A 16,970-nucleotide genomic window follows, 5' to 3' on the forward strand; every position below is an offset into this window, starting at 1 on the left:
CTTTTTATCTACTATTTTTCAAGCCTTAAATATTACTTTTGGAAAATTCTCTTATTTCGGTGCGAGATAGGCGTATAATAATAGAAAAAAGGAGTGTTGTTGTCATGAAAACAATCGGCTTAATTGGTGGGATGAGCTGGGAATCATCTGCTGAATATTACAGACTGATCAATGAACAGGTGAAACATAGATTAGGGGGCTTGCACTCTGCGAAATGTATTTTGTATAGTGTAGATTTCCAGCAAATTGAGCACTTGCAAGCTAACGGAGAATGGGACAAAGCAGGCGAGGTGCTAGCACAAGCAGCGCAAGCACTTGAGCGTGCAGGGGCAGACTTAGTCATCATTTGTACCAATACGATGCATAAGGTCATTGATGTTATCGAGACTGCCATTACCATTCCTATTTTACATATTGCAGATGCTACAGCTAGTCAAATTAAAGAAGCGGGATACCAGAAAATAGCGCTTCTTGGCACAAAATATACAATGGAGCAAGCCTTTTATAAGGCGAGAGTAGAGAGCTTTGATATTGAGGTCATTGTGCCAGATAGCATCAAACGAATGGAAGTAAACCGAATTATATATGATGAATTGTGTCTCGGCACTATTGTACCAGCCTCTAAAGCGTACTATATCCAAGTGATCGAGGAGCTTGTACAAGCGGGTGCACAAGGGGTGATTCTGGGCTGTACGGAGATTGGCTTACTGATTCAGCAGGAGGATGTCAGCATTCCAGTATTTGATACAACAGCTATCCATGCACAGGCTGCTGTGTTAATGGCGATTCAGGAGGAGGCATAATATGCAGGGAAAGGTAAGACAATTGGGCATTGAAATTGGCGTGTTACCAGTTGGACAGAAAAACTGCATCACCGATGTAGTAGGAGTCCGAGTGGGACATGTTACATTGGATGAGCCATTAGATCAGAATGGAGCCTATGCGTGTACAGGCGTCACAGCCATTGTACCGCATGGTGGTAATGTATTTCAGCAAAAGGTAACGGCGGCAAGCTATGTGCTAAATGGCTTTGGGAAAACAACGGGACTTGTGCAGGTGAATGAGCTAGGTGTACTGGAATCGCCTATCATGTTAACCAATACTTTTGGCGTACCAGCTGTTACCCAAGGAACATTAAGCTATATGCTTGACCGAAATGAAGACATTGGACTAACAACGGGAACCATTAACCTCGTTGTGGGTGAATGTAATGATAGTTATCTCAATTCGATTCGAGCTTGTCCAGTGACACCTGCTCATGCCATAGAAGCCATTCGTCAAGCCTCTACACAGATGGCACAGGAAGGCGCTGTTGGAGCAGGGAAGGGCATGATGTGCTTCGGCTATAAAGGAGGAATTGGTTCCTCCTCTCGCATCGTCAAAGCACAATCAAATGAAGTCAACTATACAGTAGGCTGCCTAGTTCTTAGTAATTTCGGACAAAGCGCAGAGTTTTTAGCCGAGCGTTACAAAATTGCAACTGCTCAAAACCAATCAAGCTTATCACCAACAGATGGCTCCATTATCATTGTCCTTGCGACAGATGCCCCATTGAGTAGCCGACAATTGACACGCGTCATTAAACGTTGTGGTATCGGTTTAGGACGGACAGGCAGTCATTTTTCACATGGTAGTGGCGATATTGTGATTGGCTTCACGACGGCACATTGTATTCCTCATACCGCTGATCAGCTTGTTGAGACAAGAACACAGCTACGTGAGGATCATCCTATCATGAATCAATTGTTTACAGCCGCTGCTGAAGCGACAGAGGAAGCGATACTTAATTCGTTGTCTCGGGCACAGACAACAATTGGTCGCAATGGTCATACGGTGGAAGCATACTCATTTCATCAGGCATAATAGAAAGAGCTATTGAGACAATATTCGTGTTTCAATGGCTTTTTTTATGCCACCAAACAGGATTCGTTGTTTTTTTAGCATGAGCGAGCTATAAGATGAATAAAATCCTTAATTAGAGGATGAAAGCGATTTTTCGCCCCGTAAATTGCTGGAATATGTTTCATTATAAGAGTATATCCATTATTTTGTAATTATTCTTTTTTTATGTAGTCAATGATAGAGAGATGTGATAACATTCAACTTAAAAAACTGAATTATCTAATTATTTCAAGGGGGCTCTATTAATATGAACCTTTTTCAACCGATAGCGCCGTCTCTAAATGGAAACCCCTCAACATCACCAGTTGTACGTGAAAACGATGAGCCGCTTATCCAGATTTCAGCAGCTCATCCTAGAATAGTGATGGAGCCAATCTACTATCAGCAACAGATTCCTGATAGTTTACGAGCTATTTATGTGCGAGAAGGTGTCTATGAGCGTTTGCAGCAGGCGTTAACGTTATTACCTGAGGGGTATTGCTTATTACTTTATGATGGCTATCGTCCCTTTCAAGTACAGCAGTATTTGTTTAGCCATTTTTCACAGCAATTAGCAAAAATGATGCCGCAGTTATCACCACAAGCGATTGTGCAAGCAACCAAAAAGTATGTAGCGTTTCCAAGTAAAGATGCAGCCCATTTAGCTCCCCATTTAACAGGCGGTGCCATCGACGTGACGTTAGCTGATATTCATGGTAAAGCCTTGGATCTTGGGACAGCGTTTGATGCAATGAATGAAAAATCTGCGACCCGTTATTTTGAACAGTATACGGAAGAAAATCCCCTAGCCTATCAGCATCGTCGTTTGCTGTATAACTGTATGACACTTGCTGGATTTACGAATTATGCGGAGGAATGGTGGAATTACGATTATGGCAATGTGGCATGGGCTAGACGTGTTCAGGCACAGGTAGCCCATTATGGAGCAGTACACACAACAATTCAAAATCACAATGTAAAGGAGTTTCGATTTCTATGAAAGTTTATATTAGTGCAGATATTGAAGGGATTACAGGAACAACTTCCTGGAGTGAAACCGAGTTAAATGCGCCTGACTATCAATTTTTTCAAAGACAAATGACGCGAGAAGTAGAAGCAGCCATTGAAGGAGCGATAGCAGGGGGAGCAACCGAAATTTTATTAAAGGATGCCCATGATTCAGCCCGCAATCTAGACATTTCCAATTTACCAATCAATTGTAAAGTCATCCGTGGCTGGACATACGATCCTATGTGTATGGTAGCGGGCCTCGATCAAAGCTTTGACCGTGCCATTTTTATCGGCTACCACAGTAAAGGAGGAAGTGAGCGTAACCCACTAGCCCACACGCTTTGCACGTATGCCGACGTCAAAATTAATGGCGAATATGCGAGCGAATTTCTAATCAATACGTATGCAGCAGCCTTACACGGTGTGCCCGTGTCCTTCGTGAGTGGAGATGTGGGATTGACAGAAGAGATTCAGGCCATCAATGAACACATTGTCACATTCGCCACTAAGGAAGGCATCGGCAACGCAACGATAAATGTCAGTCCGCAACTAACCATCATGGAAACCAAACGACTGGTAGCGTCTTCTATGAAGGTGCCCCGTGCCGCATTACAGGTAACGTTGCCAGAACACTTTGTAGTAGAAATTATTTATCGCGACCATACACGGGCCTATCGCAATTCTTTTTATCCTCATGCCAAATTCAAACCACACAATACCGTAGAGTTCATGACCGGTGATTTTTATGAGGTGCTACGTCTCCTGCAATTTTTAACGTGATAGGTGAGGAGTGATCAATTTGGTGAGGGAACCGCTCAAAAAAGAGTGAGAAGTGATCAAAAAGTGGAGGTCCCCGCTCAAAAAGGTGTGAGAAGTGATCAAAAAGGTGGGCACCCCGCTCACAAATGAGTGAGAAGTGATCAAAGCGAGGTCCCCGCTCATAAAAGAGTGAGAAGTGATCAAAAAGGTGGGCACCCCGCTCACAATTGAGTGAGAAGTGATCAAAAGGATGAGGTTCCCGCTCACAATCATGTGAGAAGCGATCAAAAAGGTGGGCACCCCGCTCACAATCATGTGAGAAGTAATCAAAAAGTTGAGCACCCCGCTCACAATCGAGTAAGAAGTGATCAAAAAAGTGGGCACCCCGCTCACAATTGAGTGAGAAGTGATCAAAAAGGTGGGCACCCCGCTCAGAATCATGTGAGTAGTGATCAAAGCGAGACTCCCGCTCATAAAAGAGTGAGAAGCGATCAAAAAGTGGAGGTCCCCGCTCACAATCGAGTGAGAAGTGATCAAAAGGATGAGGTTCCCGCTCACAAACGAATGAGAAGTGATCAAAAAGTGGATGAATCCGCTCACAATTATGTGAGAAGTGATCAAAAAAGTAAAGGACCCGCTCACAAATAGTTGAAAAGCGCTCAACCCAGCTCAACCCAGTGAACTCCTCCCACTTAAAGAGACCTTCAAAAAGCAGTGGGACACGCTGTCCAAGTGGTTTAATAGTTGATAGAACCAACAATTAAATCTCATAACCGTGACAACGGGTATGTACCGTTGTTCATTTCATCGATAGATGGTCGATTTAGACGGACCTAGCTTATGTTTGAATGATCCTATTGAAGGTACAATCCATCCTGCCAATAGGATTTTCATTATAAAAAGATGACTAGGGGGATGCTTGTGAGAAAGTATTGGTTGCTGTTCGTATGTCTGGTCGTATTATTTTGTGTAGCTTGCAATGATGAATCATCGAGTGAAAAAGCATCGGAATATCGTGTGGTGTATTCAGGGGAAATTAAAACGTTAAATTATTTAAAGACGTCAGAAACAAATGAATTTGCGGTGGCTGCGAATATGGTGGATGGGCTCATAGAATACGATCAATATGGGGTGGTCCAGCCAGGATTAGCAAAAGAATGGTCTGCGAATGAGGATGCTACCGTGTGGACGTTCAAGCTGCGTGATGACGCGAAATGGGTGACACATGAGGGCAAGGATTATGCAGATGTTGAGGCACAAGACTTTGTGGATGGCTTGCACTATGTGCTTGATGCTAAAAATGAATCGTCAACAGCTTGGATTGCAACGGTGGTAAAAAATGGAGAGGCCTTCTATAACGGCGAGATGACAGATTTTAAGGAAGTTGGCATAAAGGCGTTAGATAAACATACAGTAGAATATACTTTAGAGGCGCCGACACCCTATTTTCTTTCTATGTTGAACTATGTATGTTTCTTCCCAGTGAATGGCAAGTTCATTGCGGAAAAAGGGGAGGCCTTTGGTACGACACGTGAAAATTTCCTTTATAATGGCGCGTATATTTTAGATAAATTTGAGCCACAAAATGAGCGCGTTCTTGTAAAAAATGAGTCATATTGGGATAAAGACAAGGTGCTGATTGAGCGTATCCGCTATAAATACAATAAAGAAGCAGCAACAGTGGCACCTGAGCTATTTTTACGTGGCGAAATCGATTCGGCTAGTATCCCAACCTCCATTATTGATGAATGGTTTAAAGATGAAAAGAAAAAATCACAGGTTCGTCAAACACAAAATAACTTCTATACCTACTTCTATGCACTCAACTTCAACCCACAATTTGACGCACAATACGAGCCTGATAATTGGAAGGTCGCTGTCAATAATAAAGATTTCCGCAAATCCTTATTCCATGCGCTTGATCGTGTATCTGCGATGCTGACGGTTGAGCCTTATAATCCAGCAGATTTGCTGAGCAATACCATTACACCGAAAAACTTTGTTGATGTGGAAGGGGTGGATTATACACAACTAGCACCACTTACATCCATCTCCAATGAAGATTCCTTCAATAAAGAGCTGGCTCTAGCGTACAAAGAAAAGGCAAAAACAGCATTAGCAGGTAAGGGAACATTCCCTGTAAAAGTATTAATGCCCTATAATGCGGGCAGTCCAGATTGGGCTAATCGTTCTCAAGTAGTCGAGCAGCAAATGGAGAAATTGCTTGGGACAGATTATGTCGATATTATCGTAGAGGCGGGTCCATCGACAGGCTTCCTATCAGAGGTGCGTCGACCTGGCAAGTTTGCGCTTTTAGAAGCGAACTGGGGTCCTGATTATGCAGATCCTTCTACGTATACAGATCCATTCACTGTTGATGGTACTTACAATAAGCCTGAATTAGCAGAGGGTTATAAAGAGGCAAATGGAAAAACGACTTATCAAAATCTTGTGGATCAAGCGAAAGAAACAATCGATACAGCCAAACGCTATGAGCTATTTGCGAAGGCAGAAGCGTTTTTAATTGAGGAAGCCTTTGTTATTCCGTATTCAGTTGGTGGTAGTGGTTATATGGCTTCTAAATTAAATCCATTCGAGGCACAATATTCGCCATTTGGTGTAACAGCAGAGAAATTTAAAGGCCAGCAAGTGCTAGAAAAGTCAATGAGTAATGAAGAATTTAAAAAGGCGCTTGCCGATTGGGAACAAGAACGTGCGGAAGCCCTAGCCAATGCTGAAAAGTAGTAGCATTTTGTAGATGAAAAGGAGATACCGAAAAGAATAGTCGGCATCTCCTTTCGTCTTTTTGACAAAGGAGGATGGCGCGATGTTGCAGTATATAGGAAAACGACTCTTACAATCCGTTTTAACCCTTTTTATTATCATCACCATTGTCTTTTCATTATTACGGCTAATGCCAGAGGAAGGCTATTTAGGAGCGGCCGCCGATAAAATGTCACCTGCTCAGCAGGAAATTTACTTAACAAGTCTGGGCTTGCGAGATCCGATCTTAGTCCAGCTAGGGAATTTTTACAAAAATTTACTGCAGGGGGATTTAGGCAAATCGGTGACTTATCGTACTGATGTCCCGGTTGTGACGATCATTGCAGATAAAATGACGTATTCACTTCTCTTTGGTTTAGGAGCAGTCGCTTTATCACTACTGATTGGTGTACCGTTAGGGATTTTGATGGCCTATCGTAAGGGGCGGTGGCTGGATCGACTTGGGACAGGCTATATCGTATTTGTTGTTGCGGTCCCTGCAGCCGTTTATTACTTAGTCATTCAAATGTATATTACAGAACTTTTTCAATTACCGATGCTGTTTGATGAATATAGGCCAATTACTTGGCTTCTTCCGCTTACGTCCATGGCCTTAGCTCCAACAGCCTCCTATGCGATGTGGATGCGACGCTATATGGTCGATGAACTGAACAAGGACTATATTAAGCTAGCAAGGGCGAAGGGTGTGAAGGAGCGGACATTGATGTTCAAGCATGTATTACGCAATGCCTTTATTCCGATGGCGCAATATTTACCAGCTACGATTCTGTTTACGATTACAGGCTCGATCTATATTGAATCGTTGTATTCCATTCCAGGGATGGGGGGCTTGCTTGTGGATGCTATTCAGCGACAGGATAATACGATTGTGCAAGGCCTAGTGTTAGTGTTCTCTTCCCTTGGTATCATCGGACTTATTTTAGGGGATATTGCCATGGCACTTGTCGACCCTCGTATTAAATTAGGCAAGGGAGGGGGTGTGCGTTAATGGGGATGTATACAAATGAAATCAATAATATTTCAAATAAATCCCGTGAAACTTTGTTTGAGTTTGCGGAAGTGGACGCAAGGCAGGCAGAGGAAACGGGCTATTCAAATTATTCTTATTGGCGCTCTACTTGGCAATCCTTTTTGAAAAATCGACTGGCCGTTTTTTTATTAGTAGGGGTGATCATCATTGTTGGCTTTACTATTTTTCAGCCCTATTTACCGGCGCAAAAATCACCGACTGAGATTTACTTGGATGAACAAACAGGGATGCAGGCACGTAATATTGCGCCTAATGCAGAATTTTGGTTTGGCACGAATTCCATTGGTCAGGATTTATGGTCTCGTATTTGGGCAGGGACGCGAACATCTCTCTTTATTGGCTGTGTTGTCGCCTTAGTGGAGGCAGTGGTGGGCATTACGATTGGAACGCTGTGGGGCTTTTCGCGGAAATTAGAAGCGCCTATTACACAGCTTTATAATGTGGTAGATAATATTCCCACAACCATTGTGCTCATTTTAATGTCCTATATCTTAAGGCCAAGTATTTCAACGATTATTATTGCAATGTGTATAACGGGTTGGGTGGAAATGGCGAGGTTTATCCGCAATCAAATTGTGATTTTGCGTGACCGTGAATACAACCTAGCCTCAAAGTGCTTAGGCACACCTGATTATCGTATTATCCTAAAAAATCTTTTACCTTATTTAATTTCTGTCATTATGCTACGCATGAGTCTAGCCATACCCTTTGCGATAGGGGCTGAAGTATTTTTAACGTATATCGGCTTAGGGCTACCGATCAGTGAGCCATCCCTAGGAAATTTAATCAATGAAGGACGCGTCCTTATGATGTCACCAGACTTACGCTATCAGCTTATTTTCCCGAGTATTGTGTTAAGTGTTATTACGATCGCATTTTATATTATTGGTAATTCCTTTGCTGATGCAGCAGATCCGAAAAACCATGTATAAGGAGAGGAAACAAGTGACAGCTAAAAAATCACGCGTATTAGTCATCCAAAATTTAGTGATTCAGTTTACGCTACGTGGTCGAGTTTTAACAGCGATCCGTGATATTTCACTCGACCTATACAAGGGAGAGAGCTTAGCCATTGTGGGCGAATCAGGCTCGGGTAAATCCGTGCTGATGAAAGCCATTATGGGCTTGCTTGATAAAAATGGCCGCATTAAGCAGGGGCGAATTATTTACAATGCACAGGATTTAGGGCAGTTCACGACCGAGCAAGAGTGGTTGGGTATTCGAGGCAAGGAAATCGCGATGGTGACACAAGATCCTATGACATCATTGAACCCGCTTAAAACCATTGGGAAGCAAATCGAAGAATGTGTAGTGATGCATCAGGGCTTAAGAGGCAAGGAAGCCTATGAGGAAACATTAAAACTACTAACAGATGTCGGCATAACGGACGTGAAAAAGCGTTATAAGCAATACCCGCATGAATTTTCAGGAGGGATGCGCCAACGCATTGTTATTGCGATTGCCATTGCCTGTAAGCCGAATATATTAATTTGTGATGAGCCAACTACAGCATTAGATGTAACTATTCAAGCGCAAATTTTACAGCTCTTAAAAAATCTTCAGCAAAAATACGGCTTAACAATCGTCTATATTACGCATGATTTAGGCGTTGTCGCAAAGGTGGCTGACCGAATTGCTGTGATGTATGCGGGCGATGTCATCGAGGTCGGGGAAACACATGAAATTTTCTTTCATAGTAAACATCCTTATACATGGGCGCTTATTTCGTCCTTACCTCAGCTTGGCTCCAAGGGGGAACAATTGTATTCCATCAAGGGCACACCACCGAATCTTTTTCAGGAAATTGAGGGGGATGCCTTTGCCCCACGCAATCCATATGCATTAAAAATTGACTTTATCGAGCGGCCACCTTTTTTTCAGGTCAGTGATACCCATTATGCCCGCACATGGTTATTAGATCCACTTGCACCAAAGGTAGAGCCTCCAGCTGCCTTACAAGCATTTTTTGACGAGGGGAGGCAGTATGCGAATGACTGATAAAGAGGTGCTAGTAGAAGTAAAACATTTATCCGTTGTTTTTGGCAAAGGAAAAAATAAGTTTACAGCGATTGATGATGTCAGCTTTCATATTTTTAAAGGTGAAACATTTGGCATTGTAGGTGAATCAGGCTCAGGGAAGACAACAATTGGTCGAGCGATTATGCGCATCAATGAGGTCACAGAGGGACAAATTTTGTACCATGGCAAAAGCATACAGGGCAAAATCCCGAAAGATTGGGATAGAGAAATTACACAGAAAATCCAAATGATTTTTCAGGACCCAATGGCCTCCCTAAATGAACGAGCAAAAGTGGATTATATTATTTCGGAAGGACTGTACCCTTCTAAAAAATATAAGGATGAGGCAGAGCGTCAGCAAAAGGTTCGAGCTGCTTTATTAAATGTAGGGCTACTGCCAGAGTTCTCCAGTCGGTTTCCGCACGAATTTTCAGGTGGACAGCGCCAGCGAATTGGCATTGCCCGCGCCTTAGTGATGGAGCCTGAATTTATCATTGCGGATGAGCCCATCTCTGCTTTGGACGTATCCATTCGAGCGCAAGTATTGAATTTATTAGCAAGCCTGCAGCAGCGTAAACATTTAACGTATTTATTTATTGCCCATGATTTATCGATTGTCCGTTTTATTACCGATCGTACAGCGGTCATTTATAAGGGGAAGATTGTGGAGCTAGCGGAAACAGAAAAGCTTTTTGTCCATCCGCTGCATCCTTATACAAGGGCACTGTTATCAGCAGTACCAGAGCCAAATCCCTATAAGGAGCGGGAGAAAGTTGTAGAGGTGTATGATCCGTCACAGCATCGTTATGAGGAAAATCCCCCTTCATTCGTTGAAATTGAGGAAGGTCATTTTATTTTAGCCAATGAAGAGGAACTAGCCCATTATCGTACTTCACTGAAAAGGGAGGGAAAGGTATGATTCGTCCAACGGCATTGAAAAAAGGTGACACAATTGGTCTTATTAGTGCTTCTGGAGCCACACCACCAGAAAAGCTGCAGCCTGCTATTGCGACTATTGAAAAGCTAGGACTGAATGTGGTGGTTGGGGAAACCTGTCACGCAAGACATGGCTATTTAGCAGGCACTGATGATTTACGGGCAGCGGATGTTCATCGTATGTTTGGAGATCCAACGATTAATGGCATTTTTTGTATACGTGGGGGCTATGGGGCGACGAAAATTTTAGCGCAATTAGACTTTGACATGATTAGCGCCAATCCAAAAGTATTTGCGGGCTATAGTGATGTGACCGCTTTACATATAGCTTTTAATCAGCTATGTGGCTTTGTAACCTATCATACACCGATGCCATCCACGGAATTTATTCGACAGGAGATGGATGACTATACATGGCAGTCGTTCATTCAACAGATTATGGCGAATGAAAAAACGGAGTTCTACCTAGAAAATCCCTCTAACCAGCCCATGTCCACACTTGTTACTGGAAGAGCCACAGGTCAGCTCATCGGTGGCAACCTAACATTAGTGACGGCTTCACTTGGCACATCTTATGAAATTGATACACGAGATAAAATTCTGTTTTTAGAAGATATCGATGAAACGGAGCAACGGGTGGATCGTATGCTGACACAATTAAAACTGGCAGGAAAGCTAGATGACGTGGCAGGCATTTTATTGGGAGCTTGGACAAATTGTGGACCTGAAAATCCCGAAAAGCCAGCACATTGCTTATCATTACAAACTATTTTTCAAGAAATTCTAGTGCCTCTAGGGAAGCCAATTATTGCCGAGTTGACATGTGGTCATTGCTTACCAACGATGTCGCTACCTTTAGGTAGAACTGTCACGATGGATGCGGACAATCAGCGCATCCAAGTGGTTGAGTAGGTGTTCTATGGAGCAGCGGATTACAACACTTATTCAAGAATCGCCCTACAACGTACATTTGTTTATTAAAAATCTAACAACGAATCAGTTGCTCATTGGTCATCAGCTCGAGGCGTCATTTTCTAGTGCAAGTTTAATCAAAGTGCCGATTCTGTTAGCCTTGCTCTCATATTTAGAGGAGAATAAACGATCACTTGATTCTACGCTTGCAATTTCACCAACTGATTGGGTGGATTTTAGTGTGATTAGTGAGCAAAGACTTACTCAAAGCACTTTCTATGAACTTCTTGTTTGGATGATTATTACGAGTGACAATACAGCCACGAATGTCTTAATCGATGTAGTTGGCATGGAATATTTGAATGACTATTTTCAGCATATCGGTTTACAGGACACGCTGCTACAGCGAAAAATGATGGATGTAGATTGTCTAGCAAAGGGCATAGATAATCGCACATCAGCAAGGGATATGGCACATCTTTATACGCGTATCTATCAGCAAGAGCTACTATCACCACCTTACAGTAAACTAGTCATTGCTATTTTAAGTCGTCAGCGTGTACATGACTCCCTAAAGCGCTATCTAGTAGATGAAGTGCGACTGGCACATAAAACAGGCGGACTCGATACCGTCGATCATGATGTGGGAATATTTTACACTAGCACAGTTGATTATAGTACGGGCGTTTTTATAACAAACGTGACGGACAATGATCAGGCGCGCCAACTCATTGGTCGTCTATCAAAAGTTGTCTATGACCAGTTGGTGAAGTGAGAGGGGGACAGGGATGATGGCTATCGTTACAGCCATGATGGCAAGTTTGCATGCCATGCCAGATAAAGCTTCTGAATTAGTCGATGAAGTACTGTATGGGATGACCGTAGAGATCGTCAGTGATGTCAATGAAGCTTGGGTTTTTATCCGAACAGCCTATCGTTACGAGGGGTATTGTCAGAGGGCACACTTACTGCAAGAGGCAACACTTGCATCTACGTGGCAACAAGAAGCACAGCATGTCATTTGTCAAAGCTTTGCCGATGTTTTACAGCAACCACGTATCCAAAGTACAAAGCTGTTAACGCTAGTAAAAGGCTCATCCATTCGTGTTATGTCAGACGAAGCAGTACCTGAAGAATGGTCAGCCGTACAACTAGTATCAGGACAAACAGGGTATGTTCGAACAAAATGGCTACAGCCTAAAATAACAGTACAGTCATTATCGGAGCAGCAGTTCCGAGAAAATGTTGTGGAAACAGCGCTCAGCTATTTAACGGCCCCTTATCGCTGGGGTGGCAAATCGCCATTCGGTATTGATTGCTCTGGTTTGTGTTCGATGGCCTATCTGTTAAACGGTGTCTATATTTATCGAGATGCCCGAATAGTAGAGGGCTTCCCGATCGTTAGCATCGACCAAGACCAGATGCAGAAGGGTGATTTAATCTATTTTCCAGGTCATATTGCTTTATATATGGGAAATGATTTGTATGTCCATTCATCGTTGGGTGGTAATGAAGTAACGGTTAATAGTTTAGATGCCAAACATCCCCTCTATCGACAGGATTTAGCCACGACCATACTAGCAGTAGGTACTTTATTTAACGCACAGAAGGACTAGCTGAGCTCCCTACTAGAATGATGCTTGAGGGTCATCCCCATTTTCAGGATGATGAACGTACTGAGCTGGATCAGTACTAATCCGATGAGCTGCCATAAGCCGATTAAAAATGTACGCATGCATAAATCAAAGGCTGCTTCACCTGGGGGCATATCTGGATAGGGCTCTAATTGCCAATAATGCCACACAAAATAACAGGCTAAAGAGGTGCCTTGTCCGACATAGATAAAGACCCAATGAATAGAAGATGCTACTCTTTGTCGACTACACCATAGCAAGAGGTTCAATAAAATAATAAGCGTGGGGAAAATAATAAGATGAAAAGAACCCTCCGCTATTTTTGTCATGAAATATAGATTGTAGCTAAGCTGAATCAATGGCAAGAGCACAAGGTTCACGGCGAGAAGACGGAGCAATTGTGTACGCTTCACTGTTTTCCTGTCCTTTCTGTAATTTTACATGAAGACGTTTGCCAAACGGATTAGTTCCATGAGAAAAAACGTCCATACTCGTTGGTGAGTCATGGACGTTTTGGGTTAATAATGATAAATATTGAGTTGTTGGCCTGCCTCCAGTCGATCTGTTCGAAGCTGATTCCATTGTTTCAGTGATGTCACTTTCACATTATAGGCTTCTGCAATCTTCATAAGTGAATCGCCATCAGCCACCGTAATGGTTTTCTTATCTTTTACTGGACTATCATATTGTTGCAGGTCATATTTTGCGATCAATGTATTTAATTTTTCATTGTAAGCCGAATCAGTTGCATAAGAGCCTGTTAAAAATTTCGTTGCATCTGTATAGACCGTCGTGTTGCTTTTGAAAACGCCTGCGTAAAAATCTTTATTCCAAGAAACCCCATTTCGCATTAATTTTACATAATCCTGCATGGATGCCTCATAGGAAGGGTATTTGCGGAAGGCAGCCATGATCGTGGAAAGATTGCCTGACCCATCATCCTCTGTTGTTTCGAGTGTGACGGAATTATTTTGGTAGCTGCCTTTCATACCGAATAGATTATAATTAGGGGCAGAGCCAAGTCCACTTTGCCCATGCTCACTTTCTAGAATTGCCTGAGCAATCATCACGGATGCATATAAGTCATTGTCAGCACCAAGATCTCGTGCCGTTTCTGCAATCTCACCGATAAACTCTTCCACACTTGGACGATCATCAATAACCACAGACTCTTCTCTTTCAGTCGTATTAAATAACTGTGTCACCATATAAAACGAAATACAAATAACAACAACGGCAATCATAAGTCCTTTAAAAAAATTTAGCACGTATTTCATTGTAGCTGGATGTTGGTCGTGACCACATCTCCCTCCCTTCTATTAAAAGTTTAGCTATCTCTCATTATTACAGAGAGTGAAAGAGATGTATAGTTGAATAGACTTCATCATTAATAGAACGTTTCTTGCCTTAATTAGTTCCGATATCTATCTTAAAATTCTGAGACATAAATTGTTTGAATATCTCAAAATATCGCTCGGACGCTTCCCATTGTGTCGTGTTCAAATAGGATAGCTCTTGACGACCAACATCGTTAGGAGGCTGATAATGACGGGAAACATAGGTTTCATTTTCGAGCGTATAAAAATAATAGGCTTCGTCAGGCGTCTGAATTTCAATACGAGCATGTATACTATCACCATCCTCATCTAAATAGGCTTGACGGAAGCTATAGCATTTGGAACCATCCCAGAATCCATCATGCTCCTCGTCTAAATCCTGAATTGCAGGATGCTGGAACATTTGGTGTACATCTCGCACCTCGATTGTATGCAAGTAAAGCTCTGCTACATTGATGCAAGTTAACAGCATCAGCCAGTGCTCCTGAATATCCACTAAATGCTCCTGTGATGATTCTGTAATATCCCACCATTCAGCTTCTTCATCTAGCGTTTTTGTCAGGAGGGAGACGGATTGATCATCATTAAGCCAAATAAAATAGTGACACTGTGCGGTCTTCATATAAACACTGTCATTGCGTACATCACCATCAGCATTGGTATGTGCACGCTGGATCATGAAATAAACATCCTGTTCCGTCAAATCGAATGAAGGATTGTCAGGTGTCATCAGAATACATGAAGTCAGCTTTAGTATGTTTTCCGCATTAATCGAAGGGTGCGTGAAATAAATAGGAGATGCTATTGTCCTTTGAGGAACGCTTGTAAATTGAGTGAGTGCGGAACGTCCTTCTTTAAGAATTTGCACAAGTGAAGTGAAGGAAAAGCCGATGTCATCCTCATCCTCAGGAAAAAATATCTCTTCTATTAAAATGTCTTCAATACGGATAGGGAGTTCCTGAAAAACGCCATCTCCGTGCCATATATTTACGATACAAGGAATCGACTTCTTGCCCTTTACGCTGATGCGATACTCATCATCCTGAACCAATATTGCTGCCTGAAGATTGCCATTCACAATCGTTTCGCCATGATTGTATGAGCCACATAAAATATTCTCGACCGTCAGATGCCCGTGCACATAGATTTCCTGACCACCTATTGCTATATTTTTAGCCATTACATTGCCCATCACCATCAGCCCAATTGCACCATCTGTCTCTAAATTATAGAGGGTGTCTACGGTTAAATGGCCATTGATGAAAATGAGAATGGTCTTGTCCTGCTGTGGAAAAGGCATATCCCAGTCCAAATTAAGGGAGGAGAGTGTCAAATCGCCCTCATAGTACGCTACTAGATCATCTTCACTAAAATCCTTGTAAAACTTTGCCCACCAAGAGTCTGCTGGAAACCTTTGAGCTAGTTGTGAAATCGCCATAAACTGAAAGCCATTATACATAGGTCACGACCTCTCTATTACAATTTTTATTATCTTCTCACAGCAAGTAATTGACAGTCAATTTCATAGAATGGTAGAGACAAGAATAATTTCATAGAAAATGGTATTATTAACCTTTAAAACAATGAGTTGAAAGGGAGTTTTGATTGAATACGATTTTTAGTGTTACACAAAAACAACTATATGATTTTCTACTGAATGTAGCGACAATCAGACCGGTCTTTATTTGGGGAGCACCTGGCATTGGGAAATCCGCGATTGTTGAAAATTTCGCTAGTGAATTAGGCTTGCCCTGTGTGTCGTTATTGGGCAGTCAGCTAGCACCTGAGGATATTATTGGTGTTCCACAGATTAAGGATGGCTACAGTGTTTTTTGTCCACCTAAAATGATTGCACGCGATGAACCTTATTGCCTTTTTTTAGATGAATTAAATGCTTGCTCACAGGAAGTACAAAAAGCGTTTTATAGTCTTATTCATGAACGCAGAATTGGAGAGTTTAGATTGCCAGAGGGCACGATTGTTATTGGTGCAGGCAATCGAGCGCAGGATAACGCGATTGTTAAACCGATGTCCTCCGCATTAATCAATCGGATGGTCCATGTTCAGCTTAGGGCATCGCATAAGGATTGGCTTGAATGGGCCTATGCACATGAACTACATCCATATGTGATTGAGTATATTCAAATGCGTCCCGATCATTTATGGAACGAACCACCGAAAACAGAAGAACCCTTCTCCACACCTCGTTCATGGCATATGCTAAGTGATTGTTTGTATGCATACGGTAACAGCTTGCAAGAACAAACTATCGATCTCTTAGCAAGTAGCTGCCTATCTGCGCATACTGCCAGTCAATTTAAAGCCTTTATCAAGCAAGTGCGAAGTAAATATGATCTCGCCAAAATTATCCAAGGAGAATTACGTTGGCCCGATCAACCAGAAGAAAGAGATTTGCTTTATTTCATGGCACAATCCTTCCGTGCTCAGTTACTGAAGGAGCTTCCGAACGAGCATACGACTTTGAAGGGAAATCAACGGCAATTAGCCTTTCGTGCCAAGGACTTGATCAAGGACCTATCATCCATCAGCTTAGAAATTGCACAGATGGTTGTGTCAGAGCAAAAGGGTGAAGCCTTACCTGCCTGGTTTATGCTGGAGGTTATCCGAGATTTACCACGTTTAGTAGCCAAAAAGGACGGTTAGCTT

17 protein-coding genes are annotated in these 16,970 nt (G+C 42.4%); 13 read left to right on the plus strand and 4 right to left on the minus strand.

Annotated elements, in window-relative coordinates; all coding sequences use genetic code 11:
• Positions 1 to 104: 104 nt before the first annotated feature.
• From JTI58_RS17970 to JTI58_RS17985, 4 genes are all read left to right on the plus strand, one after another.
• On the plus strand, positions 105 to 803 hold the full coding sequence (locus JTI58_RS17970) for an aspartate/glutamate racemase family protein (protein ID WP_205442695.1): 699 nt from the start codon (positions 105 to 107) through the stop codon (positions 801 to 803).
• A 1-nt stretch (position 804) separates the two neighbouring features.
• The gene (locus JTI58_RS17975; RefSeq protein WP_205442697.1) at positions 805 to 1,863 is read left to right on the plus strand and encodes a DmpA family aminopeptidase; all 1,059 of its coding nucleotides are present in this window, start codon (positions 805 to 807) and stop codon (positions 1,861 to 1,863) included.
• Between the two features lie 286 nt (positions 1,864 to 2,149).
• A complete protein-coding gene (locus JTI58_RS17980) occupies positions 2,150 to 2,881 on the plus strand; it encodes a M15 family metallopeptidase (protein ID WP_243456106.1) in 732 nt (243 codons plus the stop codon).
• Entirely contained in the window at positions 2,878 to 3,672 is a 795-nt protein-coding gene (locus JTI58_RS17985) for a M55 family metallopeptidase (RefSeq protein WP_205442698.1), read from the plus strand. The genes JTI58_RS17980 and JTI58_RS17985 overlap by 4 nt, the downstream gene beginning before the upstream one ends.
• Here JTI58_RS17985 and JTI58_RS17990 read toward each other — a convergent pair.
• On the minus strand, positions 3,620 to 4,324 hold the full coding sequence (locus JTI58_RS17990; RefSeq protein WP_205442699.1) for a hypothetical protein: 705 nt from the start codon (positions 4,322 to 4,324) through the stop codon (positions 3,620 to 3,622). The genes JTI58_RS17985 and JTI58_RS17990 overlap by 53 nt on opposite strands.
• 242 nt (positions 4,325 to 4,566) lie before the next feature.
• Here JTI58_RS17990 and JTI58_RS17995 point away from each other — a divergent pair, with 242 nt between their 5' ends.
• From JTI58_RS17995 to JTI58_RS18030, 8 genes are all read left to right on the plus strand, one after another.
• Positions 4,567 to 6,396: a peptide ABC transporter substrate-binding protein gene (locus JTI58_RS17995; protein ID WP_243456108.1), complete on the plus strand. Its 1,830-nt coding sequence runs from the start codon at positions 4,567 to 4,569 to the stop codon at positions 6,394 to 6,396.
• Between the two features lie 82 nt (positions 6,397 to 6,478).
• Positions 6,479 to 7,423, plus strand: coding sequence for an ABC transporter permease (locus JTI58_RS18000; RefSeq protein WP_205442701.1), 945 nt, complete (start codon positions 6,479 to 6,481; stop codon positions 7,421 to 7,423).
• Complete coding sequence (locus JTI58_RS18005) at positions 7,423 to 8,397, plus strand: ABC transporter permease (RefSeq protein WP_205442703.1); 975 nt, start codon at positions 7,423 to 7,425, stop codon at positions 8,395 to 8,397. Before JTI58_RS18000 ends, JTI58_RS18005 begins: the two co-directional genes overlap by 1 nt.
• A complete protein-coding gene (locus JTI58_RS18010) occupies positions 8,390 to 9,463 on the plus strand; it encodes an ABC transporter ATP-binding protein (protein WP_205442704.1) in 1,074 nt (357 codons plus the stop codon). Before JTI58_RS18005 ends, JTI58_RS18010 begins: the two co-directional genes overlap by 8 nt.
• Complete coding sequence (locus JTI58_RS18015) at positions 9,456 to 10,403, plus strand: ATP-binding cassette domain-containing protein (RefSeq protein ID WP_205442708.1); 948 nt, start codon at positions 9,456 to 9,458, stop codon at positions 10,401 to 10,403. Before JTI58_RS18010 ends, JTI58_RS18015 begins: the two co-directional genes overlap by 8 nt.
• Complete coding sequence (locus tag JTI58_RS18020) at positions 10,400 to 11,332, plus strand: S66 peptidase family protein (RefSeq protein ID WP_205442709.1); 933 nt, start codon at positions 10,400 to 10,402, stop codon at positions 11,330 to 11,332. Before JTI58_RS18015 ends, JTI58_RS18020 begins: the two co-directional genes overlap by 4 nt.
• A gap of 7 nt (positions 11,333 to 11,339) precedes the next feature.
• Complete coding sequence (locus tag JTI58_RS18025; RefSeq protein ID WP_205442711.1) at positions 11,340 to 12,107, plus strand: serine hydrolase; 768 nt, start codon at positions 11,340 to 11,342, stop codon at positions 12,105 to 12,107.
• A gap of 13 nt (positions 12,108 to 12,120) precedes the next feature.
• Positions 12,121 to 12,948 carry a C40 family peptidase gene (locus JTI58_RS18030; RefSeq protein WP_205442712.1) on the plus strand — a complete coding sequence of 276 codons (828 nt, stop codon included), beginning with the start codon at positions 12,121 to 12,123 and terminating at the stop codon, positions 12,946 to 12,948.
• Here the strand turns inward: JTI58_RS18030 and JTI58_RS18035 are convergent.
• The 3 genes from JTI58_RS18035 to JTI58_RS18045 form a co-directional block, all read right to left on the minus strand.
• A complete protein-coding gene (locus JTI58_RS18035) occupies positions 12,945 to 13,379 on the minus strand; it encodes a hypothetical protein (RefSeq protein WP_205442713.1) in 435 nt (144 codons plus the stop codon). The two genes, JTI58_RS18030 and JTI58_RS18035, sit on opposite strands and share 4 nt — an antisense overlap.
• A 105-nt stretch (positions 13,380 to 13,484) precedes the next feature.
• On the minus strand, positions 13,485 to 14,210 hold the full coding sequence (locus JTI58_RS18040) for a glucosaminidase domain-containing protein (protein WP_243456110.1): 726 nt from the start codon (positions 14,208 to 14,210) through the stop codon (positions 13,485 to 13,487).
• 163 nt (positions 14,211 to 14,373) lie between these two features.
• Complete coding sequence (locus tag JTI58_RS18045; protein WP_205442716.1) at positions 14,374 to 15,762, minus strand: hypothetical protein; 1,389 nt, start codon at positions 15,760 to 15,762, stop codon at positions 14,374 to 14,376.
• Positions 15,763 to 15,908: 146 nt separating this feature from the next.
• On the opposite strand from JTI58_RS18045, the gene JTI58_RS18050 reads away from it, so the two are divergent.
• The gene (locus tag JTI58_RS18050) at positions 15,909 to 16,967 is read left to right on the plus strand and encodes an AAA family ATPase (RefSeq protein WP_205442721.1); all 1,059 of its coding nucleotides are present in this window, start codon (positions 15,909 to 15,911) and stop codon (positions 16,965 to 16,967) included.
• Positions 16,968 to 16,970: the final 3 nt, after the last annotated feature.

Origin of the sequence: Lysinibacillus fusiformis (assembly GCF_016925635.1) — a bacterium.
In the GTDB taxonomy this organism is placed as follows: Bacteria; Bacillota; Bacilli; order Bacillales_A; family Planococcaceae; genus Lysinibacillus; species Lysinibacillus fusiformis_F.